At 60.1% G+C, this 25,889-nt stretch carries 21 protein-coding genes; 17 read left to right on the forward strand and 4 right to left on the reverse strand.

Annotated elements, in window-relative coordinates; translation table 11 throughout:
- Positions 1-17: 17 nt before the first annotated feature.
- On the reverse strand, positions 18-3,116 hold the full coding sequence (locus tag DRW39_RS12350; RefSeq protein ID WP_198664866.1) for a SusC/RagA family TonB-linked outer membrane protein: 3,099 nt from the start codon (positions 3,114-3,116) through the stop codon (positions 18-20).
- A 312-nt stretch (positions 3,117-3,428) separates the two neighbouring features.
- On the opposite strand from DRW39_RS12350, the gene DRW39_RS12355 reads away from it, so the two are divergent.
- From DRW39_RS12355 to DRW39_RS12410, 12 genes are all read left to right on the forward strand, one after another.
- Positions 3,429-3,989 carry a helix-turn-helix domain-containing protein gene (locus tag DRW39_RS12355; protein ID WP_116107346.1) on the forward strand — a complete coding sequence of 187 codons (561 nt, stop codon included), beginning with the start codon at positions 3,429-3,431 and terminating at the stop codon, positions 3,987-3,989.
- An 83-nt stretch (positions 3,990-4,072) separates the two neighbouring features.
- Entirely contained in the window at positions 4,073-6,583 is a 2,511-nt protein-coding gene (locus tag DRW39_RS12360) for a heavy metal translocating P-type ATPase (protein WP_116107347.1), read from the forward strand.
- A 537-nt stretch (positions 6,584-7,120) separates the two neighbouring features.
- Positions 7,121-7,450 carry an ArsR/SmtB family transcription factor gene (locus DRW39_RS12365; RefSeq protein ID WP_116107348.1) on the forward strand — a complete coding sequence of 110 codons (330 nt, stop codon included), beginning with the start codon at positions 7,121-7,123 and terminating at the stop codon, positions 7,448-7,450.
- The gene (locus DRW39_RS12370; RefSeq protein WP_116107349.1) at positions 7,447-7,908 is read left to right on the forward strand and encodes an SRPBCC domain-containing protein; all 462 of its coding nucleotides are present in this window, start codon (positions 7,447-7,449) and stop codon (positions 7,906-7,908) included. Before DRW39_RS12365 ends, DRW39_RS12370 begins: the two co-directional genes overlap by 4 nt.
- 6 nt (positions 7,909-7,914) lie before the next feature.
- Positions 7,915-8,304 carry a DoxX family protein gene (locus tag DRW39_RS12375; protein WP_116107350.1) on the forward strand — a complete coding sequence of 130 codons (390 nt, stop codon included), beginning with the start codon at positions 7,915-7,917 and terminating at the stop codon, positions 8,302-8,304.
- The gene (locus DRW39_RS12380) at positions 8,301-8,888 is read left to right on the forward strand and encodes a YdeI/OmpD-associated family protein (RefSeq protein WP_116107351.1); all 588 of its coding nucleotides are present in this window, start codon (positions 8,301-8,303) and stop codon (positions 8,886-8,888) included. Before DRW39_RS12375 ends, DRW39_RS12380 begins: the two co-directional genes overlap by 4 nt.
- A 232-nt stretch (positions 8,889-9,120) precedes the next feature.
- Entirely contained in the window at positions 9,121-10,419 is a 1,299-nt protein-coding gene (nhaD, locus tag DRW39_RS12385; RefSeq protein WP_116107352.1) for a sodium:proton antiporter NhaD, read from the forward strand.
- Positions 10,420-10,796: 377 nt separating this feature from the next.
- A complete protein-coding gene (locus tag DRW39_RS12390) occupies positions 10,797-13,127 on the forward strand; it encodes a TonB-dependent receptor (protein WP_116107353.1) in 2,331 nt (776 codons plus the stop codon).
- Positions 13,128-13,148: 21 nt separating this feature from the next.
- Positions 13,149-14,330 (forward strand): PepSY-associated TM helix domain-containing protein, encoded by a 1,182-nt coding sequence (locus DRW39_RS12395; RefSeq protein ID WP_116107354.1) that lies wholly within the window; start codon positions 13,149-13,151, stop codon positions 14,328-14,330.
- A gap of 77 nt (positions 14,331-14,407) precedes the next feature.
- Entirely contained in the window at positions 14,408-15,049 is a 642-nt protein-coding gene (locus DRW39_RS12400; protein WP_116107355.1) for a class I SAM-dependent methyltransferase, read from the forward strand.
- A gap of 106 nt (positions 15,050-15,155) precedes the next feature.
- Positions 15,156-15,716: a dihydrofolate reductase family protein gene (locus tag DRW39_RS12405; protein WP_116107356.1), complete on the forward strand. Its 561-nt coding sequence runs from the start codon at positions 15,156-15,158 to the stop codon at positions 15,714-15,716.
- 40 nt (positions 15,717-15,756) lie between these two features.
- The gene (locus DRW39_RS12410; RefSeq protein WP_116107357.1) at positions 15,757-16,398 is read left to right on the forward strand and encodes a DUF1801 domain-containing protein; all 642 of its coding nucleotides are present in this window, start codon (positions 15,757-15,759) and stop codon (positions 16,396-16,398) included.
- A 28-nt stretch (positions 16,399-16,426) separates the two neighbouring features.
- Here the strand turns inward: DRW39_RS12410 and DRW39_RS12415 are convergent, their stop codons facing one another.
- The gene (locus DRW39_RS12415; RefSeq protein ID WP_116107358.1) at positions 16,427-17,728 is read right to left on the reverse strand and encodes a DUF418 domain-containing protein; all 1,302 of its coding nucleotides are present in this window, start codon (positions 17,726-17,728) and stop codon (positions 16,427-16,429) included.
- Between the two features lie 257 nt (positions 17,729-17,985).
- Here DRW39_RS12415 and DRW39_RS12420 point away from each other — a divergent pair, with 257 nt between their 5' ends.
- The 5 genes from DRW39_RS12420 (at position 17,986) to DRW39_RS22650 (ending at position 21,125) form a co-directional block, all read left to right on the forward strand.
- Complete coding sequence (locus tag DRW39_RS12420; RefSeq protein ID WP_116107359.1) at positions 17,986-18,915, forward strand: hypothetical protein; 930 nt, start codon at positions 17,986-17,988, stop codon at positions 18,913-18,915.
- Positions 18,916-19,003: 88 nt separating this feature from the next.
- Entirely contained in the window at positions 19,004-19,234 is a 231-nt protein-coding gene (locus DRW39_RS12425) for a hypothetical protein (RefSeq protein WP_116107360.1), read from the forward strand.
- Positions 19,235-19,302: 68 nt separating this feature from the next.
- Positions 19,303-20,004, forward strand: a complete 702-nt coding sequence (locus DRW39_RS12430; protein ID WP_116107361.1) for a helix-turn-helix transcriptional regulator — start codon at positions 19,303-19,305, stop codon at positions 20,002-20,004.
- A gap of 75 nt (positions 20,005-20,079) precedes the next feature.
- Entirely contained in the window at positions 20,080-20,496 is a 417-nt protein-coding gene (locus DRW39_RS12435) for a DUF1761 domain-containing protein (RefSeq protein ID WP_116107362.1), read from the forward strand.
- Positions 20,497-20,618: 122 nt separating this feature from the next.
- Positions 20,619-21,125 carry a methylated-DNA--[protein]-cysteine S-methyltransferase gene (locus DRW39_RS22650; protein ID WP_116107363.1) on the forward strand — a complete coding sequence of 169 codons (507 nt, stop codon included), beginning with the start codon at positions 20,619-20,621 and terminating at the stop codon, positions 21,123-21,125.
- A gap of 265 nt (positions 21,126-21,390) precedes the next feature.
- Here the strand turns inward: DRW39_RS22650 and DRW39_RS12445 are convergent, their stop codons facing one another.
- Positions 21,391-22,740 carry a RagB/SusD family nutrient uptake outer membrane protein gene (locus DRW39_RS12445; RefSeq protein WP_116107364.1) on the reverse strand — a complete coding sequence of 450 codons (1,350 nt, stop codon included), beginning with the start codon at positions 22,738-22,740 and terminating at the stop codon, positions 21,391-21,393.
- A gap of 11 nt (positions 22,741-22,751) precedes the next feature.
- Positions 22,752-25,730, reverse strand: coding sequence for a SusC/RagA family TonB-linked outer membrane protein (locus tag DRW39_RS12450; protein WP_116107365.1), 2,979 nt, complete (start codon positions 25,728-25,730; stop codon positions 22,752-22,754).
- Positions 25,731-25,889 lie beyond the last annotated feature (159 nt).

The following is a 25,889-nucleotide window of genomic DNA, read 5'->3' on the forward strand; positions in this document are numbered from 1 at the left end:
TGCTTGGGGGGGAATGTCTACAGCGTCAGTTTCAACTGGAAGCCGTAAGTGGCCGGAGACGGCATCTGGCCGATCTCCGCCCCGGGTATAAAGGTGTCGCCGTTCAGGGAAGCGGTTTCCGGGTCGTAGATCGGAAAGTCGGAAAGGGTGGCGAGGTTGCGGCCGAACAGGGAGGCCTGCAGCCCCTGCACGTGGATCCGTTCGAGCCAGCCCCCGGCGAAATCGTACTGGAGGCTCACCTCCCGTAACTTCAGGTAGGAGGCGTCGAACGAATTGGACTCCACGTTGGCGCGGCGATAGTAGCGGACGTACCAGTCCGGCGTCACGGCCTTGGTCGTATTGGGGGAATAGGTGCCATCCTCGTTCAGCACCACGCCGTCGCCGATGATGTAGCCTTCTTCCCGCCCCGGGAAGGTGGCCCGCAGTTTGCCCTGCTCCATGGCTTTGTGGTGGGTCTGCGAATAGATGATGCCCCCGTACTGCCCGTCCAGGGTGACGTTGAGGGCGGCCTTACCCAAACGGACGCTGTTCACCAGGCCGGCGCGCCAGTCGGGGCTGGCATCGCCGATGTAGGAGATGTCGTCGGGGTAGGCGGGCAGGCCGGCATTGTCGTAGACGATCTGCCCGTCGGGCGAGCGGACGAAGGCGGCGCCGTAGATCGCCGTGGTGGTGCCCCCTTCCTTCGCGATTATCGTCGCCTGCCCGGCCGAGCCGATCTCCTGCTGCCCCTGGATGCCGTCGGCCAGCGAAAGCACCTTATTCCAGTTGCGGGAGAAGGTCAGGGTACTGGTCCAGTTCAGGTTTTTTCCCTTCAGCGGCTTGCCGGTCAGGGTGAGTTCCACGCCGCGGTTGCGCACCTCGCCGCTATTGAGGACGGCGGAGCTGTAGCCGGTGGTAATGTCGAGCGGGATGGAGATGATCTGGTTGCGCGTGGTCGTCTCATACACCGTTGCGTCCAGGGTCAGGCGGCTGCGCAGGAACCGGGCCTCGAAACCGGTCTCGAAGCTGGTGGTGATCTCCGGTTTGAAGTCGGGGTTGTACAACTCGGTGGAAAGCGCGGCGGAACTCGGGAAGGCGCTCTGGTTGTAGTACTTGGTCGTGCGGTACGGGTCCGTATCGTTGCCCACCTGCGCGAAGGAGAAGCGGTACTTCAGGTAGTTCAGATCGGCGAAGTCCAGGAGCTCGGAAAGGATAAAACTGACGTTCGCCGAGGGGTAAAAGAAGGAGTTGTTCTGCACGGGCAGGGTGCTGGACCAGTCGTTGCGCCCCGTAAGGTCCAGGAAGATCTTATCGTCGTAGGACAGCGAGAGGAGGCCGTACAGGCTGTTTACCTTCCGATTGCTGTCGTACGTCTGTACGATCGGATTATTCACGCCGTTCGCGAGTTTATACACTCCCGGAACGACCAGGGCGTCCACGGAGGCGTCCGTACGGCGGTAGCGGTAGTCCAGCGCGTTGCCGCCCAGCGAGAAAGAATAGGCGAACCGGTCCGAGAATGCGTCCTCGTAGCTCAACAGGAAATCCGCGTTCACTTCCTGCTTGAAGATGTTCTGCTTCTCGTAGTAGCCCCGGGCGTAGCGGTTGATGCTGTAGGGTCGCTTCTGCTCCCGGTCCTGGTGGTAGGTATTCAGCGAGGTGCGCAGCATGAGTTGCAGCCGCGGGGCGAGTTCGAGTTTGGTGAAGATGTTGCCTACGATCTGGTCGCTGGCCAGGGCATTGGTCGCTTCGTACGCGATCAGGAAGGGGTTATCGATGTAGGAACTGTAAGGTTGGATCTGCTCGATCTGCCGCTGCACGTTCCGCCAGATGGGCCGCAGCCAGTCCAGATCGACGTTCGGGTTCTGGAAGATCATGAAGTAGGCGATCGAGCCGTTGTTGTAGCCGGTGCTGGGCAGGTTGTCGCTGCTGCGGTTGTTGTAGTTGATGGTCGACCCGACCTGGATGCGGTCCGAGACCTGGTAATTGGCGTTGATGGAAGCCGTAAGCCGCTCGTAGCCGGTATTCGGCATAATCCATTCGTTCTTCATGTGGCCGGCGGAGAGGCGCATGGAGCCCTTGTCGTTGCCGCCCTGGAGGCTCAGGTTGTTGTCGTAGGTGATGCCGGTGCGCCAGAAATCCTTCCGGTTGTCGGGGTAGGCGCGCCAGGGTTGCCGTTCCAAGGACTGTCCTTCGACGAGGGGGTCGTACTGGTAATACTCCTGTCCGGCGAAGGCCGGCCCCCAGGCACTGCTGGTGCTGCCGGTGTTGCCCCCGTCCTCGGAGCCTCCGTAAGAATAGTAGGGGTTCCCCTCGTCGTCGAAGCTTTTGCCCGTACCCTGTCCGTACGCGTACTGCCAGTCGGGCCACCGCTGGATGTTGTCCAGGCTTACGCTGGAATTGTATACGATGCCGAGGCCGCGTTGCTGCTTCCCGGATTTGGTGGTGATGATCAGCGCCCCGTTGGCGGCCCGACTACCGTAGAGGGCGGTGGCGCCGGGCCCCTTCAGTACGGTTACGCTTTCGATGTCGTCCAGATTGAGGTCGTTGATCGCGTTGCCGTAGTCGATCGGGGAATCGTCACCGGTGTAGGCCGAGGACGAGCCCGAGGTCGTCAGTTCCTGGTTCACGGGTACCCCGTCCACCACGATCAGGGCGTAGTTGCCGTTCGGGTCCAGGGAGTTGTTACCCCGCAGGGTGATTTGCTGGGAGTTCATCGGTCCAGAGCCGGCGGAGGTGATATTGAGGCCGGCTACTTTGCCCTTAAGTCCCGACGACCAGTTGCTCGGCACCGTCTGGGCCAGGTTGTCGGCTTCAACGGTGGACTGCGAAAACCCCAGCTTCTTCTCCTCCCGCTTAATGCCGAGAGCGGTCACGACCACGGCGTCGAGTTCGTTGGTGTTGTCGGCCAGCACGATGTCGACCGGACGGTTCGTAACCGCAGGAATAGTCTGCGTAGCGTAGCCGAGGTAGGAGACGCGGAGCGCGGGTGCTTCGCCGCTTACGGTCAGGGTGAAATTGCCGTCGAAGTCGGTGGTGGTGCCGTTCGTCGTACCGTTTTCCATGACCGTAGCCCCCGGCAACGGCAGGCCATCCGCATCGTGCACGGAACCCTGCACGGAACGGGTTGGAGCTTCCATGACCGGCGCGTCCTGCGCCCGAAGGATCGACGCGCAACACCCGAGAAGTAAACACAGAAAAAGCGAAAGCGGGACTCGGTAGAAATGTTCCATACGCGATATTGCTTGGGGTGGACGCAAAGGATTCCTAAGTCGCCATCAGTTTGGCGATCAGGGTCTTATACCGTCGATTTTAATAGTTGTATCTGTGGGCAAAGGAACCGAGCCAATGCAAACCGTGGATAAAATCGATTTAACTCAGGGTTAAGAAAGCTTTGGCACCTGCGCCCCGTCGCCATCTTTCCCTGCCCCTCGCCGGTTAACTTTCCGCGAATGATCCTCTACCTCAAGAACATGGTCTGCGACCGCTGCAAGCTGGTCACCGTCGCCACGCTGGAACGCGTAGGGCTGCACCCGGTACGGGCGGAACTCGGAGCGGTGGAGATCGCGGAGCCGGCGCTGGAACCCGCGGTCAAGGCCCGCCTACGGGAAGAACTGCAGGCCGTTGGCTTCGAGCTGCTGGACGATAAGCGCAGCCGGACCGTCGCGGGGATCAAGGCGGCCATCACTCGATTGGTCCGCGAGCGGGACAATCGCCTCAGCGGTAACCTCTCCGATTACCTGCAGCGCGAATTGCGGCAGGACTACGGCGCCCTGAGCCACCTCTTCTCCGAAGTGGAAGGTACTACGGTGGAACAGTACTACATCCGCCAGCGCATCGAGATGGTCAAGGAGCTGTTGACGTACGACGAGCTGACGCTCTCCGAGATCGCCTTCCGGCTACACTATTCCTCCGTCGGCTACCTCAGCAAGCAATTCAAGCAGGTCACCGGTATGACGCCTACCGCCTTCAAGCGCCTCCGCCCCACCCGGCGCCCGCTGGACGAACTCTGAATTGTATAAATCGCTTCCGTAAAAGTGTAAGACTTGCCGCGCCCCGAACCGGTTGGATTAGCGTACCGCAAAGCAGGAAGATCATGACCCACACCTACCCCGTCACCGGAATGAGCTGCAACGGCTGCCGCAACCACGTGCGCGAAAGCCTGGAAAGGGTGGACGGCGTCACCGGCGTCGCCGTCGACCTCGACCGCCAGGAAGCCACGGTTGAAATGGACGACCACGTTCCCCTTGCGCGCCTCCGGGAAGCCCTCGCGGCCGGCGGGGGGCAATACGCCATCCACGAACCCGGTCACGCACCCCAACACCACGAACACCCGGCCCCGGAATCGCCCCGTGGCAAGGGCACCGGCGTCTTCTACTGCCCCATGCACTGCGAGGGCGACAAGACCTACGACGAGCCCGGGGACTGCCCCGTCTGCGGGATGGACCTGGTAGAGGAGCAATCCCTCGCGTCGGCTACGACCGCCGAGGAGTGGACCTGCCCCATGCACCCCGAAGTGGTGAAGGACGGCCCCGGATCCTGCCCGATCTGCGGGATGGACCTGGTGCCCAAGGAGCCGGACCTCTCGGCGGAGGAAAAGTCCTACCGCCGGCTGCTGCGCAAGTTCTGGATCGCGGCCGGCTTCACGCTGCCCATCTTCCTCATCGCCATGAGCGAGATGGTGCCCGACAATCCGCTGTACCGAATGATGGACCTGAAGTACTGGAACTGGGTGCAGTTCGCGCTGTCGTTGCCGGTGGTCTTCTACGCCACCTGGATGTTCTTCGAGCGGGCGTGGAACAGTATCCGGACGGGCAACTTCAATATGTTCACCCTCATCGGGATCGGCGCGGGTGTAGCGTGGACCTTCAGCCTGGTCGGGCTCTTGTTTCCCGGCATCTTTCCCGCCCAGTTCAAAACGGAGGCGGGCACGGTGCACGTCTACTTCGAGGCGGCCACGGTGATCCTGACCCTGGTGCTGCTGGGCCAGCTCCTGGAGGCCCGCGCGCACAGCAAGACCAACTCCGCCGTCAAGGAACTGCTCAAACTCGCTCCCAACCGCGCCACGAAGGTGGTCGACGGGGAGGAGATCGAGGTGCGTATTGACGCGATTCGGCCCGGCGACATCCTGAAGGTGAAGCCCGGCGAGAAGATCCCGGTGGACGGCGTGATTACCGAGGGCGATACGAACATCGACGAGTCCATGATCACCGGTGAGCCCGTCCCGGTCGAAAAAACGACCGACGATCGGGTGAGCAGCGGCACCATCAACGGCAACAGGTCCTTCCGGATGCGGGCCGAGAAGGTCGGCAGCGATACCCTGCTGGCCCAGATCATCGGTATGGTCAACGACGCCAGCCGGAGTCGCGCCCCGATTCAGAAACTGGCGGATCGGGTATCGGCCTATTTCGTGCCGGCGGTGGTGGCCATTTCCGTGCTCACCTTCATCGTGTGGGCGGTGTGGGGCCCCGATCCGGCGCTCGCCTACGCCCTGGTGAACGCCATCGCGGTGCTGATCATCGCCTGTCCATGCGCCCTCGGCCTGGCCACGCCGATGTCGGTGATGGTCGGCGTGGGCAAGGGCGCCCAGAACGGCGTACTGGTCAAGAACGCCGAGGCGCTGGAGAAAATGGATAAGATCGATACGCTGATCGTCGACAAGACCGGCACCCTCACCGAGGGTAAGCCGACCGTCGAGCACCTCGGGGCCACCGCCGAGGACTATTCCGAAGCGGACGTGCTGTCCTACATCGTCGCCCTCAACCGCCACAGCGAGCACCCCCTCGCGGAGTCGACCGTACGCTACGGCAGGGAGCAGGGCATTGCTGCCCTCGACTCCTCCGACTTCAGCGCCGTGACCGGCAAGGGCGTTCAGGGCAGCGTCAAGGGTAAGGCCATCGCACTGGGCAATGGCAAAATGATGGAGCAGGCCGGGGCCGAGGTGACCGAGACCGTCCGCGGCGCGGCCCGCGAGCAGCAGCGGCGGGGCAAGACCGTCTCTTACCTCTCGGTCGACGGCCGGGTGGTCGGCTACGTAGCCATCGGTGACCGGATCAAGGACTCCAGCGCCCGCGCTATCCGCGAGCTGCAGGAAAGCGGCATCGACGTGGTCATGCTGACCGGCGACAACGAAGACACCGCCCGCGCCGTGGCCGAGGAGCTGCATTTGGCGGACTTCCGCGCGAGCATGCTGCCCGAGGATAAAATGAAGGAGGTCGAGCGTCGGCAGCAGGCGGGTCAGCTGGTCGCCATGGCCGGCGACGGCATCAACGACGCCCCCGCCCTGGCCAAAAGCGACGTCGGCATCGCCATGGGTACGGGCACGGACGTGGCCATCGAAAGCGCCATGATCACCCTGGTGAAGGGCGACCTGCAGGGCATAGTGAAGGCCCGCCACCTGAGCAACGCCGTCATGCGGAACATCAAGCAGAACCTCTTCTTCGCGCTGATCTACAACACGCTGGGCGTGCCGGTGGCGGCGGGGGTGCTGTATCCGGTCTTCGGGCTGCTGCTCTCTCCCATGATCGCGGCGCTGGCCATGAGCTTCAGCTCGGTATCGGTGATCGGGAATGCGTTGCGGTTGCGGGGGGTGAAACTCAAGGGGTGAAGGAGTAAATTGGTGAGGGACTGAATCGGACGAAGCTCCCGTTCGCGTGACGTTGATCCGTGGTGCCGAGCTACGTGTCAATTTTATCGCGGCGGAGCGCAGGAGGAAGCGATCTTAAAAACATGAATCGCGCAACCCTGACCGAGGCGCCGACCTCGCTTCCCGTTCTGGCCTGGATCGCCGGCATCCTGCTTCTCCTTTTCGGGCTCTTCGCTGCCTTCGACTACGTGATGAGTCTGAGCAGCGGGGAACCCTACTACTGGGCATCCGGCATGAACGACTTCCAGGTGGCATACTATACCTCGGTGCCGCTTTGGGCGATGGTGGGGTGGACGCTGTCGGTATGGGGCGGACTGGTCGGGGCCGCTCTATTGCTACTCCGGCGCGCGCCGGCCCGGGGAGAATTCGTTCTGACCTGCCGATGCTGTAACTGCAATCCATGCCTGCACGAAGCGGGGCGGGGATCACAGATAATTTTGCGGCCGGTATTGCGCAGCTACTCGGCTGCACGTATATTAGCAGTCAAATGGCTGCACGATGGACTTAAGGCGAGACGTATTCCAGGCAATTGCCGACCCCACCCGGCGAACGATCCTGACGCTGGTGGCGCTGCAGGCCATGACGCCCGGCGCGATCGCGGAAAACTTCGATTCTACCCGGCAGACCGTATCGCGGCACATCCAGATCCTCATCGAATGCGAACTGCTGGAGCAGCGGCAGGCGGGTCGGGAGATCTATTACCAACTCAATCCGGAGAAATTCCGGGTCATCGCCGACTTCATCGAGCCCTTCCGGCAACTCTGGGAAGACCGCTTCGCCAAACTCGAATCCATCATGAAGGAACCCCCTCCCACCGAAAAGCCATGAAACCGACAACCCAGGTACACGCCGCCGACGGCCGGCAGGAGCTGACCATTACCCGCGACTTCGACCTTCCCCTCCACCGGCTATTTCGGGCCTTCGAAGATCCGGACATCGTAGCCCGGTGGATGGGGACGAAAGTCGTCAAACTGGAGAATCGCCGCCACGGCGGCTGGGAGTACGAAACCTCCGGCCCAAACGGTCAGGTGGTCTTCCGGGCGCACGGCGTGATCCACGATTTCGTCCCGAACCAGCGCATCACCCGCACCTTCGAAATGGACAACAACTCGTTTCCGCCGCAACTGGAATTTCTCGAATTCTCGGCCCTATCGGAACGTACCAGTCACCTGCGGATGCATATCGTATTTAAATCGGTGGCGGACCGCAATCAGCTCGTTCAGCTTCCCTTCGCGAAGGGATTGGGTATGGCCCACGACCGGCTGCAACGTATCATGGATAAATGATGTCGCATGTCCAAAAGGAATAAGATCATATACTGGATCTCCACCGCCTGGCTGGCCCTGGGGATGGTATCCACCGGTCTCGTGCAAGTCCTGCGACAAGCAGAAAGCGTGGAGATGTTTCTCTCGCTAGGGTATCCCGAATATCTAATGAGCATAGTAGGCGTTGCCAAGCTACTGGGGGTACCGGTCATTCTGCTGCCCGGCCTGCCGCTGCTCAAGGAGTGGGCCTACGCCGGCTACTTCTTCCTGATGGCGGGCGCGATCGTTTCGCATCTGGCGGCGGGCGAACCGCAGGATGGCCTTCCGGCGCTGCTATTACTCCTATTGACCTTAATTTCCTGGTACCTGCGTCCGGCCCACAGGCGCGGGATGGCATTAAATCGTCGGCTGGCATGAAACAATACCCCGACGTCGATGCCTTTCTGGCGGATGCCGGCGACTGGCAAGCGGTCATCCGTGCGCTACGTGAAATCCTACTGGACGGCAAGCTCGACGAAACCATCAAGTGGGGCAAGCCCTGCTACACCTACCGCGAGCAGAACGTGGCCATCATCCAGCCCTTCAAAGACAGCGTAGCCCTGCTGTTTTTTAAAGGCCTTTTACTCGACGACCCCGATAACATACTCGAGCCCCCCGGACCGAATTCCCACGCGGGGCGGCGGATCCGGTTCCAGGATAGCGAGCAGGTTATTTTGCAGTCCGGCCGGCTGCACGACTGGATCGGCCAAGCCATCGACGCGGAGCGATCGGGGCGGGAGGTTCCTGCTGCCCCCCGGCCAGCGGCGGACTACGTAGCGGAGCTGCGGGAGGCATTGGAGAAGGATGCCACATTACGGCAGGCCTTCGAGGCGCTTACCCCGGGGCGAAGGAGGGCCTACGATCTACACTTTTCGGGGGCAAAACAGGCAGCAACCCGCAAATCCCGGATAGCTAAGCATCGGCAACGCATCCTGGATGGTAAGGGTTTGAACGACCGGTAGCCGGCGCTCCCACTTCTTTTGGTCGTCCAGGATCGGCTCCATGATCCTTCCACTCTACCCCCGGGTCGACGAATACCCCACGGAGGCCACCTGCTCCGCCCGGAGAGGGCAAATTTTTTATCGGCGAGGTGAAGGAAAGTGGCCCGGAGGCCGGGTTATGGTCAGAGCAAAGCGACCCTTACCGGCCCCGTGTTGCGGAAAGGTAAGGGGGGCGCCTAAGCTAAAGCGATCGATGTATACCCTCCTCCTGCTTTTCTTCGTCCTCGGCTATGCGTGCATTGCCCTGGAGCACACCATCAAAATCGACAAGGCGGCTACGGCCATCCTGACCGGGGTCGTCTGCTGGACGGTACTCGTGATCGGGCAGCAGAGCTTTTTCCCCGGCGGCCCGGAGGAAGGCTTTATTGAGGAGAGCATCCTGGAACACGTAGGGGAGATCGCCGAGATCCTGTTCTTCCTCCTGGCCGCCATGACGATCGTTGAGCTGATTGATACCCACGGCGGTTTCGAGATCATCACCTCACGAATTAGGACAACCGATCGGGTGAGATTGCTCTGGATCCTGGCTTTTGTCACCTTTTTTCTTTCCTCGGTGCTGGATAACCTCACGACCACCATCGTGATGGCTACCCTGCTGCGGAAATTGATCGGAGACCAGGAGGACCTGTGGTTCTTCGGCGGCATCGTCGTGGTAGCGGCCAATGCCGGTGGAGCGTGGTCGCCCATCGGGGACGTGACCACCATCATGCTGTGGATCGGCGGGCAGGTGACAGCCATGAATATCGTACTGACCCTGCTGGTGCCCAGCCTGGTGTGTCTGCTGGTGCCCCTCGCAATCGTAACCTTCACCAAGCGGGGTACCATTCGCCCGCCCGCCGATACGGTTGATCAGCACCCTCCGGTGGAAGTCCCCCACCGGGAATCGTCGCTGGTCCTGTGGCTGGGCATCGCGGCGCTGCTCTTCGTACCGGTGTTCAAGAACCTCACCCACCTGCCCCCCTTTATGGGCATGCTGCTCAGCCTCGGGGTGCTGTGGGTGGTCACGGAAATTCTGCACCGCCATAAGCCGGAGGACGAGCGGCATACGCTCTCGGTGGCCCACGTGATCCGGCGCATCGATACCCCCAGTATTCTTTTCTTCCTGGGCATCCTGCTGGCGGTGGCCAGCCTGCAGACCACGGGATTACTGAGCCAATTCGCGGCCATTCTCGACGAAACCTTCGGGAGCATTTACCTCATCAACGTCGTGATCGGGCTCGTCTCCGCCATCGTGGATAACGTTCCCCTCGTAGCCGGCGCGATGGGGATGTACACGCTCGACACCTTCCCGCCGGACAGTGACTTTTGGGAGCTCCTGGCGTACTGCGCCGGTACCGGCGGCAGCGCCCTGATTATCGGATCGGCGGCCGGGGTGGCCATGATGGGGATCCTGAAGATCGATTTCGTGTGGTATTTGAAGCGGATCAGCGGACTGGCTTTGCTGGGCTACTTTTCGGGGGTGGCGGTGTATTACCTGATCCACGGGCTGTGAGGTATTCGGGCGTACGAATGACCCATAATAGGTATGCCGCTCCGGTGATTTCGGCCTCCTGAGTTACTGCTTCCATCACCGCGATCGCCAGGGGTGACCTCCATCACGGTTCGACCGGCACCTCCTACACTTTCGGACGAGAATAACGCGAACGCACGACCGTGAAACTTTTTTCCCTGCGCTCCGCCGCCCGCTTACGCCGTACGGCAATTGGCTGGATGTCCCGCAATCGCTCGCATTTTGTCCAGGTCCGCCTACCCGCCGAACGCGGTTGAACGCCCCCATGAATCACTTTTATAGCAACAAGCTTTGAAATTTCTGGCGGGGCCGATACCTTTGTTTTTAAATAGACTTAGTCTAAATAAAAGCAAAAGACCATGAAACCACAGCTACTAGTATTACTGGCCCTCTTATGCACTGTGGGTCTCGCGGCACAGGTGGGAAGTATCGCCGGCACGGTGGAAAACCGGAAGGGTGAGCCCCTACAATTCGTCAACGTGAGTCTGCAGGGGACCACCCGGGGCGCGGAGACCGACGCCTCCGGGGCCTATCGCCTCGAACGGGTACCCGTGGGCGACTACGTCCTCCTCTTTTCCGGTATCGGACTATCGAACGACCGGCTGGAGGTAAGGGTGACGGACGGGCAGACCACCGAGGTGGCCCCCGTTCGGCTGCGCTTCCAGGAGGCCCAACTATCCGAGATCGTCGTTCGCGGGGGCCGGGATAACTACGTCCAATCCAGCCCATCCCCTTCGCTACGCCTCCAGACGCCCATCGCCAAGTTGCCCCAGAACATCCAGGTCATCAGCCAGGAACTGGTGCGGGACCAGCAGATCACCAATATCATGCAGGGGCTGTCGCGTAACGTCAGCGGCGTCACCATGCTTGAGCACTGGGGCAACTTCGCCCGCATCAATATGCGCGGCTTCCGCATTCCGGCCTTTCGCAACGGCTTCAACGTCAGCGATAGCTGGGGGCCGCTTTCGGAGGACATGAGCCTCGTCGACCGCATCGAATTCGTCAAGGGGCCCGCGGGCTTCATGCTTTCGGCCGGGGAGCCCGGGGGACTGTACAACGTCGTCACCAAAAAGCCGACCGAGCAATCCGTCGGTGAAGTTACCCTCATGGCCGGAAGTTTTGACTTTTACCGGGGCGCGCTGGACCTCGGCGGTAAGATCAGCGAAAACGACAAGCTGCTCTACCGCCTTAACGGCATGTACCAGACCTCCGATAGCCACCGGGGTAACGAGGACGCCCAGCGTTGGGCCATCGCTCCCGCCCTGTCGTACCGCTTCTCGGACCGGACGATCCTCACCGCCGAGCTGACCCACCAGCAGGCCGAGAGCTTCCTTGGGTCCGCCTACATCTTCGCCCCCGTAGCCGACGGATACGGGAGCCTGGACCGCGACTTCAACTTCGTCGACCCCGACTACCCCGCTACCGATATCACCGAAACGATGGGGCTCCTGAACCTGAACCACCGCTTCTCCGCCGACTGGCAGGGCACCGTCCAAATCGCCCGCCTGAATTACGAGCAGGAAGGCTATTCCGCCTGGATCAGCACCCTGGAGGATAATGGCGATGCCTACCGCTCGGTCAGTCTGTGGGACGCCCTCTCCCGGGGAAACTACGCACAGGCCTTCGTGAACGGGAAGGCCCGCACCGGTAAGGTGACCCACACCGTCCTGGCGGGTATCGACTACACCGACAAGGAATACTACGCCGATTTCTACAGCAGCCAGGCCGAAACGACCCCCTTCAATATCTACGATCCGGTATACGGCAACTTCGGGGAACTCACCTTCGACCGTTCGCAGGACCTCCGCGATCGCTACCCAGATCCCTACAACGGCTTCCGCTCCACGGCCCTCTACCTGCAGGACGAACTCGGCTTCTTCCGCGACCGCCTGCGCGTCACCCTGGCGGGCCGCTACACGAACCTGGAAACCGTAGGCAAGGAAACAACGGACAACACCTTCACGCCGCGGGTGGGCATCAGCTACGACGTCCTGCCCGACCTGGCCATCTACGGACTCTACGACGAATCCTTCCTACCCAACAACGGGGCCAGCGCCGACGGGCAGCCCTTCGACCCGGTCCGGGCACGCGACGTGGAAGGCGGCATCAAGAAATCCTTCCTTGACGGGCGGTTCCGCGCCGCCCTGGGAGCCTACCGCATCACGAAAAATAATGTCTTGGTGACGGATCCCGAGAATACCATGTTCTCGATCCAGCTGGGGGAGATCCAATCGCAGGGTATTGAATTCGACCTCCAGGGGGAACTGTACCCGGGCTTGAACCTCGTCCTGAACTACGCGAACACCGACGTCACCGTCACCGAGGACACCGATGAGACCCGCATCGGCAGCCGCGTGGCCGGCCACGCCCGCCACGTCACCAACGGCTGGCTCACCTACGGCTTCCCGGCTACCTCCGCGCTCCGGGGCTTCGGCGCCTCGCTGGGCTACCAATACCAGGCAGACCGCTCCACCTGGACGTGGGGAGCGGACAACGAAACCGACCTGCCCAATTACTTCCGTCTCGACGGCGGGCTGTTCTGGAAGAACGACCGCTTCCGCGTCCAGTTCAACGTCAACAACCTGCTCGACGAGTACCTCTACTCCGGCGCCAACTACGGCAGCTACCTCTACTGGCAGTCCGAGCCCGGCATCAACGGCCGCCTGGCCGTGACCTACCGCTTCCTGTAATCCCGTCCAAAAACCCGCTCCATGAAACGCTCCGGTAAACGCTTCCGCCTCTTACTCGCCGTCCATAAATACCTGGGCCTGGCTACCGGGGTGATCGTGCTGCTCGTCAGCCTGACCGGTGCCTGTTGGGTATTCCGGGACGAGATCGAGGCCCTCTCCGAACCCACTTTCGCCTTCGACGTACCGGCGGAAGAGGTGCTGCCGGCTTCGGAGGCGAAGGAACTGGGGCAGGCGGTGCATCCGGATCGGGCCGTCCACGGTACCCTCTACGGCGACCCGGGGCAGCCGGTAGAAGTGATCTTTTACCAGATCGAGCCGAAGTTTTACCGCAGCGTCTACCTGCATCCAACCACCGGCCGGGTCCTGCACGAAAAGGATCACCTGACCGGCTTCTTCCCCTGGGTGTTGCGCGGGCATATGTACCTGTGGTTACCGGAGGAAGTCGGAGGGCCGCTGGTGAAGTACGGCGTGCTCGTCTTCCTGCTCATCCTGATCTCCGGCCTGTTGATCTGGCTGCCGGGGCGAGTGAAGCGGCTACGGCGTAACCTCTCCTTCCGCTGGAAGCCGACCACCGGCTGGCGGCGCAAGAACTTCGACGTCCACGGCATCGGCGGGATGTACATCTGGGTATTCGCCCTACTCTTCGCGGTGACGGGCTCGGCGATCGGGCTGCCGTGGTTCTACTACGGGATGTACCGGGCGGCCGGGGGAAGCGGGGATCCAAGCTTCGTGATTCCGGAGAACGTGACCGAGGGGCCCACCGTCTCCGCGGCGGGGGAAGCTTACGACCGATTGGTGCCCATGCTCCGGGCCGAGGAACCGGAAGCCCAGGATTTTGAGATCCACTACCCCCACTCGGACGACGCCAGCGTTTACGTGGAAGTCGGCCGCGGCGAGGGCATCTACTGGCGCAACGACTACCGCTTCTTCGACCGCTACACCCTCGAGGAGATCCCCTCGCCGAGCGTGTACGCCAAATACGGCGACGCCGATTTCGCCAAGTTGGTGATGCGCATGAACTACGATGTCCACGTGGGCGCCATCGGCGGGTTGCCGGGTAAGATCATCGCTTTCCTGGCCAGCCTGGTGGTTGCCTCCCTGCCGGTGACCGGATTTTTCATTTGGTACGGACGGCGCAGGAAATCCCGCCGGCCTACCCGACCTTCACCGGAGTCCCGGGTACGAGAACACGCCCGTGTATAACCAGGTAACCCGCCACCGGACATCCTCCCCGAATTTGTTTTGGGCGGCGGAGCGCAGGTAAAAAAGTCCGTACAATTATGAGTGAATTTTGGGAATCCGCCTTCCAGGACAAGCAAACCATGTGGGGCCTTGCCCCCGCGGAAGCAGCCGTAGCCGTTGCCGATTTCTTTTGGGAACAGGACCTGGAACATATTCTGATCCCCGGTTTCGGCTACGGCCGCAACGCCCGCCCCTTCGTGGACCGGGGGATGACGGTGACCGGCATCGAAATTTCCGAGACCGCCATTCGCCTGGCCGAAGACCATTTCGGGGGGAATGTGCGGGTACACCACGGTCCGGTCGGTAATTTGCCCTTCGACCGCGAGGTCTACGATGGGGTGTTTTGCTACGCCCTGTTGCACCTACTGGACCAAGAAGAACGGAAAAAACTGATCGCGGATTGCTACCGGCAGCTGCGACCGGGTGGCTACATGGTATTCGTGACGCTTTCAACCGACGACGCAGCTTATGGCAAGGGTGCGTCACTAGGCCAACATTACTTTAGGGCTCCACACGGTGTCAACTTATATTTCCACGACGAGGAGTCGATGGTGGATGCCTTCATCGACTATGGTCTGATCGAGGCCGAAGAGATCAACGATCCGGCGGATCTGCGGGAAGATCAGCCTTCGCGCCGTTTTTGGCGCGTGGTTTGCCAGAAGGTGGATTCCGCTCTGTAGAGTCCGTAAGGGGTGGTGACCTGGTGTGCACTCCAATAGGAAATATGTGGTCTCCGAACAGCAGTAGAGCAGTAGCATTTCGGTCGAATCCCTACTTTCCGGCTTGATGACCACTACCAATAGCGTATTTATCGCCACCAGTCTGGATGGCTACATCGCCGACCGCCACGGCGGCATCGATTGGCTGCACGCCACCCCCAACCCGAATGGATCGGACCTGGGGTATGGAGTCTTCATGTCCGGTAGCGATGCCCTGGTCATGGGTCGGAACACCTTCGAAACCGTCTGCGGCTTCGATGGGCCGTGGCCCTACGAGCAGCCCGTCTTCGTACTGAGTAACCGGCTACTGCAGATCCCTCCCGAATACGCGGACAAAGCGAAGCTGGTACAGGGTCCTCTCCCGGAGGTGCTCGCTCAATTACACCGCCTGGGCCATCGCAGCCTGTATATCGACGGGGGCCGGACGATCCAGGCCTTCCTGCGGGAAGACCTGATCGACGAGCTGATCGTGACCCGCCTCCCCATCCTGCTCGGTGGCGGGATACCTCTATTCGGTGATTTACCGGAGCATCTGGACTGGACGCACGTGAGCACCCGGGTATGGCTGGACGCCCTCGTACAGAGTCACTACCGGCGCGTGCGGAAGGGAGTGCCGCGAGTATGCTGAGTTGCGGCAATATTGTTTGGCCCCGTATTTTCGGAGGGCCATGGAAGAAGTAGACGCGTACATCAGCCGTCAACCCTGGGCGGCTACCCTACAGGCACTGCGGGCCATCGTCACGGACAGTGATCTGACCGAGGCATTCAAGTGGCGCGCACCCTGCTACACATATGGCGGCAAGAACGTAGCCATGCTGGGCAGCTTCAAGGATAACTGCGTGCTGAGCTTCTTTAAGGGGGAGCTGCTCGCCGATCCGGAAAACGTACTGGAAAAGCCGGGGAGGAATTCCCGTTTCGTGCGCCTGCTCCGCTTTACCGATCCCCGGCAGGTGAAAGAGCGGGAAAGAGTCGTTCGCGCGTTCGTCCAGCAAGCCATCGACATCGAGCGTGCCGGTAAGCAAGTGAAGCCGAAAAAGGCCCCCGGCGAGGCGTGGCCGGAAGAGCTGCAACGGAAATTTGCCGAAGTACCCGGCCTGGAAGTCGCCTTCGCCGAACTCACGCCGGGGCGCCAACGGGGCTATCTGCTCTACTTCAACGGCGCTAAGCAGTCCGCCACCCGCACGTCCCGCATCCAAAGTCACCAGCAACGAATTTTGGACGGAAAGGGCTTTCACGACTGCGTGTGCGGCCTTTCGCAGCGCATGCCAAGGTGTGATGGTTCGCATAAAGCCCTGAAGGATTTGAGATAGCTCCTTACCTGCGCTCCGCCGCAATAGCCTATTTCCGTACGGTACCTTCCATGAGGGGTGAAGCCGACCCGATGGGGTGGCTGTACGACTCGTGCAGCAGCGGTCGTGGCCGAATGCGCAGCCGCTGCCACTCCCCGTAGGTGAGCGATCGCCATACCCACTCCAGCGGACCGAAGCGGAAGCGCGATAACCAAAAAGAGCTGAAGGCCATCTGTACCCCGATGACGGCCACCGCCAGGAGGGCCAGTTGGTGGGTACGCAGCACGGCAAAACCACCCAGGCCCCAGTCGAACAGGAAGAAGGTGCCGATCACGGACAGCAGAACGTAATTCGTCAGGGCCATGCGGCCGTAAGGCGAGAAGGCGGACAGCACCCGGCGCCAGCCAACCCGGTGATAGGCCGCCACGAAGCCCACCAGCAGCAGGGCGGCCACCGCTACGTTCGTCCAGTCGTACACGTTCAGGGCAATGACGGGTAGCCAGCCCGACCAGTCAATCGGTTGGGGTACCTGGCTGAACAGCAGCAGCATCAATAAGGTAGCCACGCCAAGGAGACGGAGCGCGTAGATATTCAGTACGGGCCGGTAGCGCAACAGACGACCCGGAGAGCGGAACACGTCGGCCCGCCCGAGTAACAGACCGACCAGGAAGTAGCCGAAGGTATAGTAGTACCGGCCCAGGATGCCGAAGTACAGATCGGCTTTGAGCCCGAGGCCGGCCCCCAGGTGATCCCGGCTCAGGTCGCTGAACGAGCCGTCGCGAATGAGCCCGGTGTAGTAGGCCGCATAGTCGTGTTCCGGATCCAGTACCGGCGCGGGCCCGAAGATTGGTCCTTCCCCGAAGGCGGCGAAGGCCAGCAAGCGGGGTAAACCGAGGAAACAGACTCCGGCCATGCCGATCAGCCAGCGACTGGGCAGCCGGTATACCAGCAGCAACAGGGGCGAGAGGGAGGCATAGACCAGCAGGATATCCCCCCGGTAAATGGCTTGGTGAAGCAATCCAAAACCCGCCAAAATCAAAGTTCGCCGCAGGAAGCGAAGGGTAAACTTGTTCCCACCCCGCCCGCCGGAACGGTACATCAGGGTGAAGCTCAGGCCGAATAGGATAGAGAAAAGCGCGAAGAACTTGCCAAAAGAAGCCCAGAGCAGGCCGCGAAAAACGAGATCAATCAGGCCGCTATCCCGGGCTTCCGCCGCCCCCGGCGCCAGGAGGCCTCCGGCGAAACGTTCCAGGAAGTGTACCGCCCCTACGCCGGCGAGGGCGAAGCCGCGGAGGGCATCGACCGTCTGTATGCGGTGATAACTTAGATCGGGTTGAAGTAGGCGGTTCATAGGGCTGCACCACTGCAATCCTTTATCGGGAGGCTTGGTTCAGCAGATGGGAGCTGATGGATATCCTAACAAGTGCATTCCGCGAATTGCCCGCGCCAGGATATGGGCACGCCGCCCATCGGCCAGGGAAGGTTTCTCGGAGACAGATGAGCTGGGGCCACAGACAGCATCCAAAGGGAGGGAAGCACCCGTATCTATCTACAAGTAACGGACCGCCATCGAAGGAATCGAGTTAGGGAGTAGCTCTATCTTCGAATATGGTACGCTTCCTACTCTCCCTTTGCCTTTTGCTCTTTTCCAAACTTACCGCGCAGGATTTCCCCGCGTCGGCCAGTCCGGACCACGTGGCAATAGAAGGGACGAACCTCTACCTAGTGCCCCCAACCGGTTTCCGGCCCTCGGAAAATTTCAAGGGCTTCCAACATCCGGATATTGCGACGAGCATGATCATGGTGATGGAGATTCCGGGTCCCTTTACGGAAGTCACGGGTGGCTTTACCGAGGAAGCGCTGACCCGACAGGGCATGACCCTGAACGGAAAGGAATCGACAAAGCTAGGCCCGTACGATGCATTGCTGTTAGCAGTGGACCAAACCGCACAGGGTATGGACTTTGCCAAGCACATCCTGGTCTATGGTGATTCTACGGCTACCACCCTGGTGAACGCGACCTTTCTCAAGGACTCCGTGGCGCTGGGCCGGCGGATGCGACGGAGTATTCTCTCCACTTACGTGGATGCCGACGAAATGTCCGACCCGCGCGCCGCCCTGGACTTTACCCTCGACGAAGAGAGGGGGGACCTACTGTTCGTCTCCGTCATGGGTAATGGCATGCTGTTTAACCGCGACGGCCGCATACCTACCCGGGATGCCTCCCAAATTGGTCTGATCGCGGATCGGTCGTACGCGGAAGTCGACATCGCGAATCGGAGGAACTTCCCGGCTCTTCGCATACACGAGCTACCGGGAGATTACACCTTCTCGGAAGATGCGGCCCCCGTACCCGTCAAGATCGATGGACTTGAGGGTTACGCCCTGGAAGCGCACAATGACGAGGAAAATCTATACCAGGTTATCCTGTATCGGGAAGGGGGAGGCTACTACATTTTCGTTGGCACGTACCATCCCGAAACCCCAGGCGCCCTGGACGATATCCGGGCGGTGATCAATAGCTTCCAACGCAAATAGGTTCCTTTACGGCAGCTATAAGTTCCCACACGATCGGGGTACGCATCGATTCGGATGCGCAGATCGAGCGGGATTCGGCGGACCATAAATGGCGCCCATCCCCATCGACGGCCGGAAGGACTATATGCAAGCCTCTTGCGTGATGGTCTTCGAGAGCCTGAACCGGGCCCCAATGATCGAGGAAGACCGGGAACGGAGTATTTCGGTTTCCGCCCGGGGAATTAGTCCGCGCATAAGGAAGATGTCGCGGGAGCAGCTCGATGCACTTATTGAAAATGGACGGGGGAGTACGTCCCGCTTCCCAGGTGCCGCGCGCTGACTACCTGCGCGCCGCCGCAAAACGGATGTGCGCGAAAAAAGCCCCACCCGCGGTACCTTGGGTAACCCATGGAAGTACCCGAGATCAACCGACTTTCCCGGCTCACCGCCATCCTCACCCAGCTGCAGACGCGGCGCCTGGTGACGGCTCCGGAACTGGCCGCGAAGTACGGGGTGAGCGTGCGTACGATCTACCGGGATATCCGTTCGCTGGAGCGCTCCGGCGTACCCATTTCGACCGAAGAGGGGAAGGGCTACGCCCTGATGGAGCACTATCGCCTGCCCCCGATCGCCTTCACCGAAGAAGAGGCTAACGCCCTGGTCCTGGCCGAGCAGCTGGTGCTGAAGACGTCGGACGCATCCTTCATCGCTGCCTACGCCGAGGCGGTTGGCAAGATAAAGGCGGTCCTGCGGCACGATACTAAGGACAAGGCCAATTTGCTTCACCAGCGCACCACCTTCGACCGCAACTTGCAAAAACCCCGGAGCAGCAATAACCTTTCTGCCTTGCAGGATGCACTCACTAATTATCGCCCCGTCCGGATCAGCTACACCAACGAGTCCGGAACGCCGAGCGAAAGGGTGATCGAGCCCTTCGCCCTGTTGAGTACGGAGAACTGGCTGCTGATAGCCTGGTGCCGGCTGCGGCAGGGATTCCGCTACTTCCGGCTGGACCGCATCGGTGAACTGACGGTACTCTCGGACACCTTCACTCCCCACGGGATGACCCTTCAGCAGTTCTTCGACCGCTACCATCCGGGAGAAGATTAGGACGCTATCCCAACCCCTGACATAGGGCTGTCACTCCCTGGCTGGACCTTTGGACCAATCAATCCAATCAGCTATATGCTTACCTCTTTTTCTTCCCTTTCCTGGCTCGGTATAGCCGCTGCCTTTGCCGTCTATTTCGTGCTTGGCGGCCTGTGGTTTACGGTGTTTTTCAAGCGGCCATACGCCTATTCGCTGGGTAAGGATGCGGCGACGCTTCAAAACTCGGCGCCCATCTTCATTATCGGCCCGGCCGCCTGCTCCCTCGTCATCACGGTGACTACCGCCCTCCTCATTCAGTCACTTGATATCACGACGATCGGAGCGGCCATCGTATTCGCGCTGGTGATCGGGACGGGTTACCTGGTCGCCAATACGGTCAATATTGCCATTAATCCCAACATTCCCCGGCCGATGCTGTACGGTGCCATCAGCGGGGCGTTTCACCTGACGGGAATAACGCTCGCCAGCATCATTTTGGTTGCTATGGGCTAAGCCATTCGGGTACCGCTTACCCGGAGAGTTTGACGGGTAGGCGGTATTCCCGCGGGCCGGAGAATTCCGCCGTGATATACGGTGTATATTGAAGCAACAATTGTTACCTCTCACCTTCGGCTATGACGACCACCCTGGAGCGAATTATGGATACGCCCTTGGGCCCACTACGCCTGGTCGCCACCGGGAGGGGACTGTGCAAGGTGGCCTTCGTCCAGGAGGATTTTCAGCTATCCGTCTGCGAGAAAGCCGACGATGCAGATTTTCCGGGCGCGGGGGGGCAGGATATCCTTGATATGGCTACTGCCCAACTACATGAATACTTCGCCGGTGAGCGGACGGTCTTCACCGTGCCGTTGGATATGTCGGGAACGGGATTCCAACGGGCCGTCTGGCAAGAACTGAGTAAAATACCCTACGGGCGGACCGTAGCCTACGGGGACCTAGCCCAGGCTCTCGGCAATCCCGCCGCCTACCAGGCGGTCGGCTCCGCCAATGGCCGCAATCCGGTGGCCATCATCGTTCCCTGTCACCGGGCAGTTAGCCGGGATGGAAAGCTGACCGGATACGCGGGAGGCATCGAGCGGAAAAAATGGCTGCTACGGCATGAGTCGGCTACCCTGTTCTAACGTAGCTGATACGTCGGATGCTTTGGCAATTAAGCACCCTATGGTTTAAACGTATGCGTACCCCGGTGCAATTCCGAGCTTCGTGATTCCAATGTTCATCAACGTAGCGCCCGGCGTGTCAGGTCAATTCCTGTAGCTGGAGATGACGGGTGCGGGAATTTGTGTAGGAGTACGGGTGGAAGGTCGGCTTGCTGGACTATAAAACACAAAACCCCGGAGCTGATCAGCTCCGGGGTTTTGTATTAAGTGGTGGATACAGCTCAGCTTAGTTGTATCCGGGGTTCTGCAAGATTCCCATATTGGTGTCTGTTTCAGACTGTGGAATTGGGAAAACCAGCGCATCGTCGTCGGGATCGAAACCATCGATCTCAACACCGAAACGGCGGTAATCGTGGAGAAAAAAGCCTTCGAAGGCCAGTTCCCGGAGTCGCTCATTCAGAATGAAGGTGAGATCGATATCGTCGTCCTCCTCTAGCAATTCGGCCCCGGCACGGCCGCGAATGGTATTCAGATCCTCGCGGGGGCTGGCCCCTACTTCACTGTCCAGGCGCAAATTGGCCTCGGCGCGGATGAGGTACATTTCAGCCAGGCGAATCAGGGAGATGTTGCCAAACTGGTTGGTGTACTTACCGGTAAGGCGGCGGCCCGCCACTTCTCCTTCAACGAAGAAATTTGCGCGGGCGTCATCAGTAGTATCGCTTCCAAAAACGTCTAGGTAGGCGTCGTTGATCCGTACATCGCCCCGCCGGCCACCGTTGGCTTCGGAAGCATAGTGGACGATCAGATCGTTCTCCCCGTCCTGGGAAGTTACCTGAATGGCAAAAAGGTCTTCGGTACTGTTGGCGTCGTTGTTAAAGGCGTCCGCATAGGTCGGCGTGAGGGTGCGGCCCGAGTTTTCGATAACGTTGTCCGCGGCGGCCAGCGCCGCCTCATTATTACCCAGGTGCAGTTGCACGCGGGCCAGCAGTGCCTGGGCCGAGTACCGATCAGCGAAAACACCGTTGGTCTCGGGTAGTAATTCGATGGCTTGCTCCAGGTCGGAAACGACCAGGGAGTAAACCGCGCTCGTGGAAGCCCGGTCGATGGTCAGGTCGGCCGAGTAATCGACCAGGCCTTCCGTACGCAGGGGGACGCCGAGGTCGCCGGAGGAAAACATCCGGTTCAGGTCGAAGTAGGCCAGCGCTCGCAGGAACCGGGCCTCCCCCTCCACGCGATCGCGCTCCCCCGGGCTGCTGTCCACCACGTCCAGATTATCCAGGATCAGGTTTGCCTGGTTGACGACGGCGTATTCGGTGTTCCAAAAGCCGGCTACGAATCCGTTGGTGACCAGGATTGCCTTATTGAAGATATCGCCCGGGTCGAAAAAGGTACCGCCCCAGGTAACGTTGCCGTTGGCGCCGAGGAGGTCGACCATCATCTGATAAAGACCACCGTAAGCGTCGTTTCTGCCGGCTTCCGCGTAGGTACCGACCAGGACCGTATTGATATTGGCTTCCGTACCGAGCGCCGTATCGGCATCCAGCGACTGGGCGGGGTCGATCTCCAGCCTGTCTTCACAGTTGGTGAGGGCCAGGGAGAATAAGCCCAGGAAAAGTAGTTTGCTAAGTTGATTCATCTGGAACTTATTTAGAAGGTTAGGTTAAGTCCGAAGGAGACGGTGCGTGCGGCGGGAGCGGAGTAAAACACCTGACCGCGGCCGAGATCTACGGCATCGTAGCGGGACTCGGGATCGTAGCCGGAATAATCCGTGAACGTCAGCAGATTCAGTCCGCTGAGGTACAACTGTGTATTGGTCAAGCCGATACGTTCCATCCAGTCGCGGGGCAAGTCGTAACTGAGGGTGATATTGCGGAGACGAATAAAGTCCGCCTTTTCCAGGTAGCGAGTAGAGGCCGCGGTACCGTTGCTGGTGAACAAGCGGGCCTGGGGGACGTCGGTGATGTCGCCCGGATTCTGCCAGCGATCGAGCTGATCCACCGTCTGGTTATCGAAGAAGCGCGCGTTGGCGGATTGGAAGCGCCCACCCGCGTTGTACAGGCTGGTGCCCCACTCCCCCTGGAAGGTGAAGGTTAGCGTAATGCCTCCGTAAGCCACCGTGTTCGTCAGGCCGGCGGTGACGTCCGGGAAGGGCTGTCCGGCGACTATCCGGTTGGCCGCGTTGGGGTCATTGGTGGTCTCGCGGGCGTCTTCCCCGTCTCCGTTGATGTAGTACAGCGCATCCCCGTTGGCGGGGTCGACACCGGCATACTCCGGTAGGTAATGTGCCAGGACCGGCTCACCTGCCCGGTTGATGTTGTTACCCGCGACCACTATGTCCATATTGTCGTTGGGTAGCGAAATGATCTCGACGTTGTTTCTGGCAATGTTGAAACTGGCATTCCACCGAACGCCGCCAGAATTAACTATGTCTCCGTTGAGAATCAACTCGACCCCGGTATTTTCCAGTTCGCCAACGTTTTGGTTGATAGACGTGGCGCCGGAACTACCGGGCAGTGGCGTGCTGAAGAGCAAGCCATCCGTCAACTTCCGGTAGTAATCGATCTCCCCGCTGAGGCGGCTGTCGAACAGACTGAACTCCAAACCGAGGTCCAACTGCTTGGTGGTCTCCCAGGTCAGGGTGCTGTTTCCCGGCTGTATCGGCTCAATGCCCGGCCGCTGGTTGTACGAAGTGGTCCCGAAAAGGTTACGGGAGGGGAAGTTGCCGATCTCGGAGTTACCCAGCAGGCCGTAGCTCACGCGGGCCTTCAGGAAGGACAGGGTGCGATTCCCCTTCAGGAAGCTCTCCTCGGAAACGATCCAGCCTACGGATCCGGCGGGGAACGTTCCGAAGCGACGGTCGGCGCCGAAGCGTGAGGAACCATCGCTCCGAATACTACCCTTAATGAAGTAGCGGCTATTGAGTACGTACTGCGCACGGGCGAAGTAGGACATGAAGTTGTACGCCGTAAACGAGCCCGAACCGGCGGTTATCTCCGCGGCACTGCTGATCGTCTGAAGGTCGTCCGAAGGGAATTGGATCCCGGAGACGCTGTTGAAATTACGTTGCGCCTCGGTGAATTCCGTACCTACGACTACGTTCAGGTCGTGGCCAGGAGACAGCTCACGGTCAAAGGTCGCGTAGTTGGCCCAAACGTAACTTTCCTGCAGGGCATTGGAACTGTAGGCATCTCCGTTGGTGGACTGAAAGGGCGTCCGGCTGCCATTGAACTGGTCCTCCGTCGTATTGCTCATGTCGTAGCCGAAGTCCGAGTTAAAACTCAGCCAGCTGGTAAACCGGTACTCTCCGTACGCTTTACCCGTCAACCGGCGGATGCGGGTCTCGTAACTGCCGTAATCCAGCGCCAGCAGGAAGTTGGCGTATTCCGTGCCAGCGAAGGGTTCTCCGTTCTCCAGGCGGGGCGGGGAGAGTGGAGACTGCGCAATCGCCTGCAGCGGGGTAGTGAAGGAATTGTCATTCGCCACGCGATTAATGGTCGTCTTGCTGTAGCCCAGATTCAGTCCACCGGTAAATTTGTCGCTGAAGTTGTGGCGGAGGTTGGTCCGGGCGGAGGCGCGGTTCAGGTCATTACCGATGATGATTCCTTCCGTATCGTTGTAGGCACCACCCAGGTAGTAGACGGTCTTCTCATCCCCACCGGAGATGTTGAAATCGGCGTTATTCTGCTGGCCGGTACGAAACACTACGTCGTTCCAGTCTGTGTCAACCTCGCTGTTCCGCCAGTCCGTTCCGTTAGACAAGCGATCGAAATCTGCGGTGACGTCAATGCCACTGTTATTGCCCGCTTCGGTGAATAGTTCCACGTATTCCTCGGTGTTGAGCCACTCTACGGTGTTCGTGGGCTCGCTGACGCCGCCGGAGAGATTAAGGCGCATTACGGCTTTACCGACCTTTCCTCGCTTGGTAGTGATCAGGACGACCCCGTTAGCACCGCGGGCACCGTAGATAGCCGCCGAGCTGGCGTCCTTTAGTATATCGATGGATTCAATTTCCGTAGGGCTTAACGAAAGCAGCGGGTTAAGGGGCGCTCCGTTCTGGCTTTCGTTCTGGTTGATCAGGGGCACGCCGTCCAGCACGTACAGCGGGTCGCTGCCGGCACTGATGCTCGCTGCGCCGCGGACGCGGATGTTAATTCCGGCATCCACCTTTCCGTTTGTCTGCGATACCCGAACGCCGGCGGCCTTACCGGCAAACGTACTTTGGAAGTTGGGGACCGGCACCTTATCGATGTCGTCACTCGACAACTTGGCGACGTTGTCCGTCAGAAATCGCTTGCTCGTGGAGCCGTAACCGATCACGACGACCTCGTCGAGCACCTCGGAGGCTGAGCTTAATACTATATCGTAGCTGGTAGCATTCGTAAGGGGAACCTCCTGCGTTTGAAAGCCGGTGTAGGAGACTGTAATGGCCTCGGTCCCCTCCCGAAGGCTGAGTGAAAACGTACCGTCAAGGTCAGTAACGGTGCCACTTGTAGTTCCGACGCCCAGAACCGTCGCCCCGATTAGGGGTATACCCTCATCGTCCGTTACGGTACCGTTTATCACCTGTTGTGCGTAAATGCTTAGCCCAACAAACAGCAGCAGCACTGTTGTTAAAATGCGTTTCATACTAGGAGTTATTTGATATTTAAGGCAATAGGACCGGGCGCGCAAACGGACGTTCCATCCCGTAAAAGTACATAAAGGAATGCGCAAAAATTTAACTCCCCCCCACCACGGGACTTTCCCGCAAGCTGGTAAACTCGCAGAATAAAGAAGATACGTTCC

Source organism: Lewinella sp. IMCC34191 (genome assembly GCF_003390935.1).
Classification (GTDB): domain Bacteria; phylum Bacteroidota; class Bacteroidia; order Chitinophagales; family Saprospiraceae; genus Neolewinella.

Coding starts and splice junctions, on each gene's coding strand:
- DRW39_RS12360 (WP_116107347.1), top strand. CDS start 4,073: ATGACCCACACCTACCCCGTCACCGGAATGAGCTGCAACGGCTGCCGC.
- DRW39_RS12415 (WP_116107358.1), bottom strand. CDS start 17,728: ATGAACCGCCTACTTCAACCCGATCTAAGTTATCACCGCATACAGACG.
- DRW39_RS12445 (WP_116107364.1), bottom strand. CDS start 22,740: ATGAATCAACTTAGCAAACTACTTTTCCTGGGCTTATTCTCCCTGGCC.
- DRW39_RS22650 (WP_116107363.1), top strand. CDS start 20,619: ATGACGACCACCCTGGAGCGAATTATGGATACGCCCTTGGGCCCACTA.
- DRW39_RS12365 (WP_116107348.1), top strand. CDS start 7,121: ATGGACTTAAGGCGAGACGTATTCCAGGCAATTGCCGACCCCACCCGG.
- DRW39_RS12380 (WP_116107351.1), top strand. CDS start 8,301: ATGAAACAATACCCCGACGTCGATGCCTTTCTGGCGGATGCCGGCGAC.
- DRW39_RS12355 (WP_116107346.1), top strand. CDS start 3,429: ATGATCCTCTACCTCAAGAACATGGTCTGCGACCGCTGCAAGCTGGTC.
- DRW39_RS12395 (WP_116107354.1), top strand. CDS start 13,149: ATGAAACGCTCCGGTAAACGCTTCCGCCTCTTACTCGCCGTCCATAAA.
- DRW39_RS12435 (WP_116107362.1), top strand. CDS start 20,080: ATGCTTACCTCTTTTTCTTCCCTTTCCTGGCTCGGTATAGCCGCTGCC.
- DRW39_RS12405 (WP_116107356.1), top strand. CDS start 15,156: ATGACCACTACCAATAGCGTATTTATCGCCACCAGTCTGGATGGCTAC.
- DRW39_RS12370 (WP_116107349.1), top strand. CDS start 7,447: ATGAAACCGACAACCCAGGTACACGCCGCCGACGGCCGGCAGGAGCTG.
- DRW39_RS12450 (WP_116107365.1), bottom strand. CDS start 25,730: ATGAAACGCATTTTAACAACAGTGCTGCTGCTGTTTGTTGGGCTAAGC.
- nhaD (WP_116107352.1), top strand. CDS start 9,121: ATGTATACCCTCCTCCTGCTTTTCTTCGTCCTCGGCTATGCGTGCATT.
- DRW39_RS12430 (WP_116107361.1), top strand. CDS start 19,303: ATGGAAGTACCCGAGATCAACCGACTTTCCCGGCTCACCGCCATCCTC.
- DRW39_RS12350 (WP_198664866.1), bottom strand. CDS start 3,116: ATGGAAGCTCCAACCCGTTCCGTGCAGGGTTCCGTGCACGATGCGGAT.
- DRW39_RS12375 (WP_116107350.1), top strand. CDS start 7,915: ATGTCCAAAAGGAATAAGATCATATACTGGATCTCCACCGCCTGGCTG.
- DRW39_RS12420 (WP_116107359.1), top strand. CDS start 17,986: ATGGTACGCTTCCTACTCTCCCTTTGCCTTTTGCTCTTTTCCAAACTT.
- DRW39_RS12390 (WP_116107353.1), top strand. CDS start 10,797: ATGAAACCACAGCTACTAGTATTACTGGCCCTCTTATGCACTGTGGGT.
- DRW39_RS12410 (WP_116107357.1), top strand. CDS start 15,757: ATGGAAGAAGTAGACGCGTACATCAGCCGTCAACCCTGGGCGGCTACC.
- DRW39_RS12400 (WP_116107355.1), top strand. CDS start 14,408: ATGAGTGAATTTTGGGAATCCGCCTTCCAGGACAAGCAAACCATGTGG.
- DRW39_RS12425 (WP_116107360.1), top strand. CDS start 19,004: ATGGCGCCCATCCCCATCGACGGCCGGAAGGACTATATGCAAGCCTCT.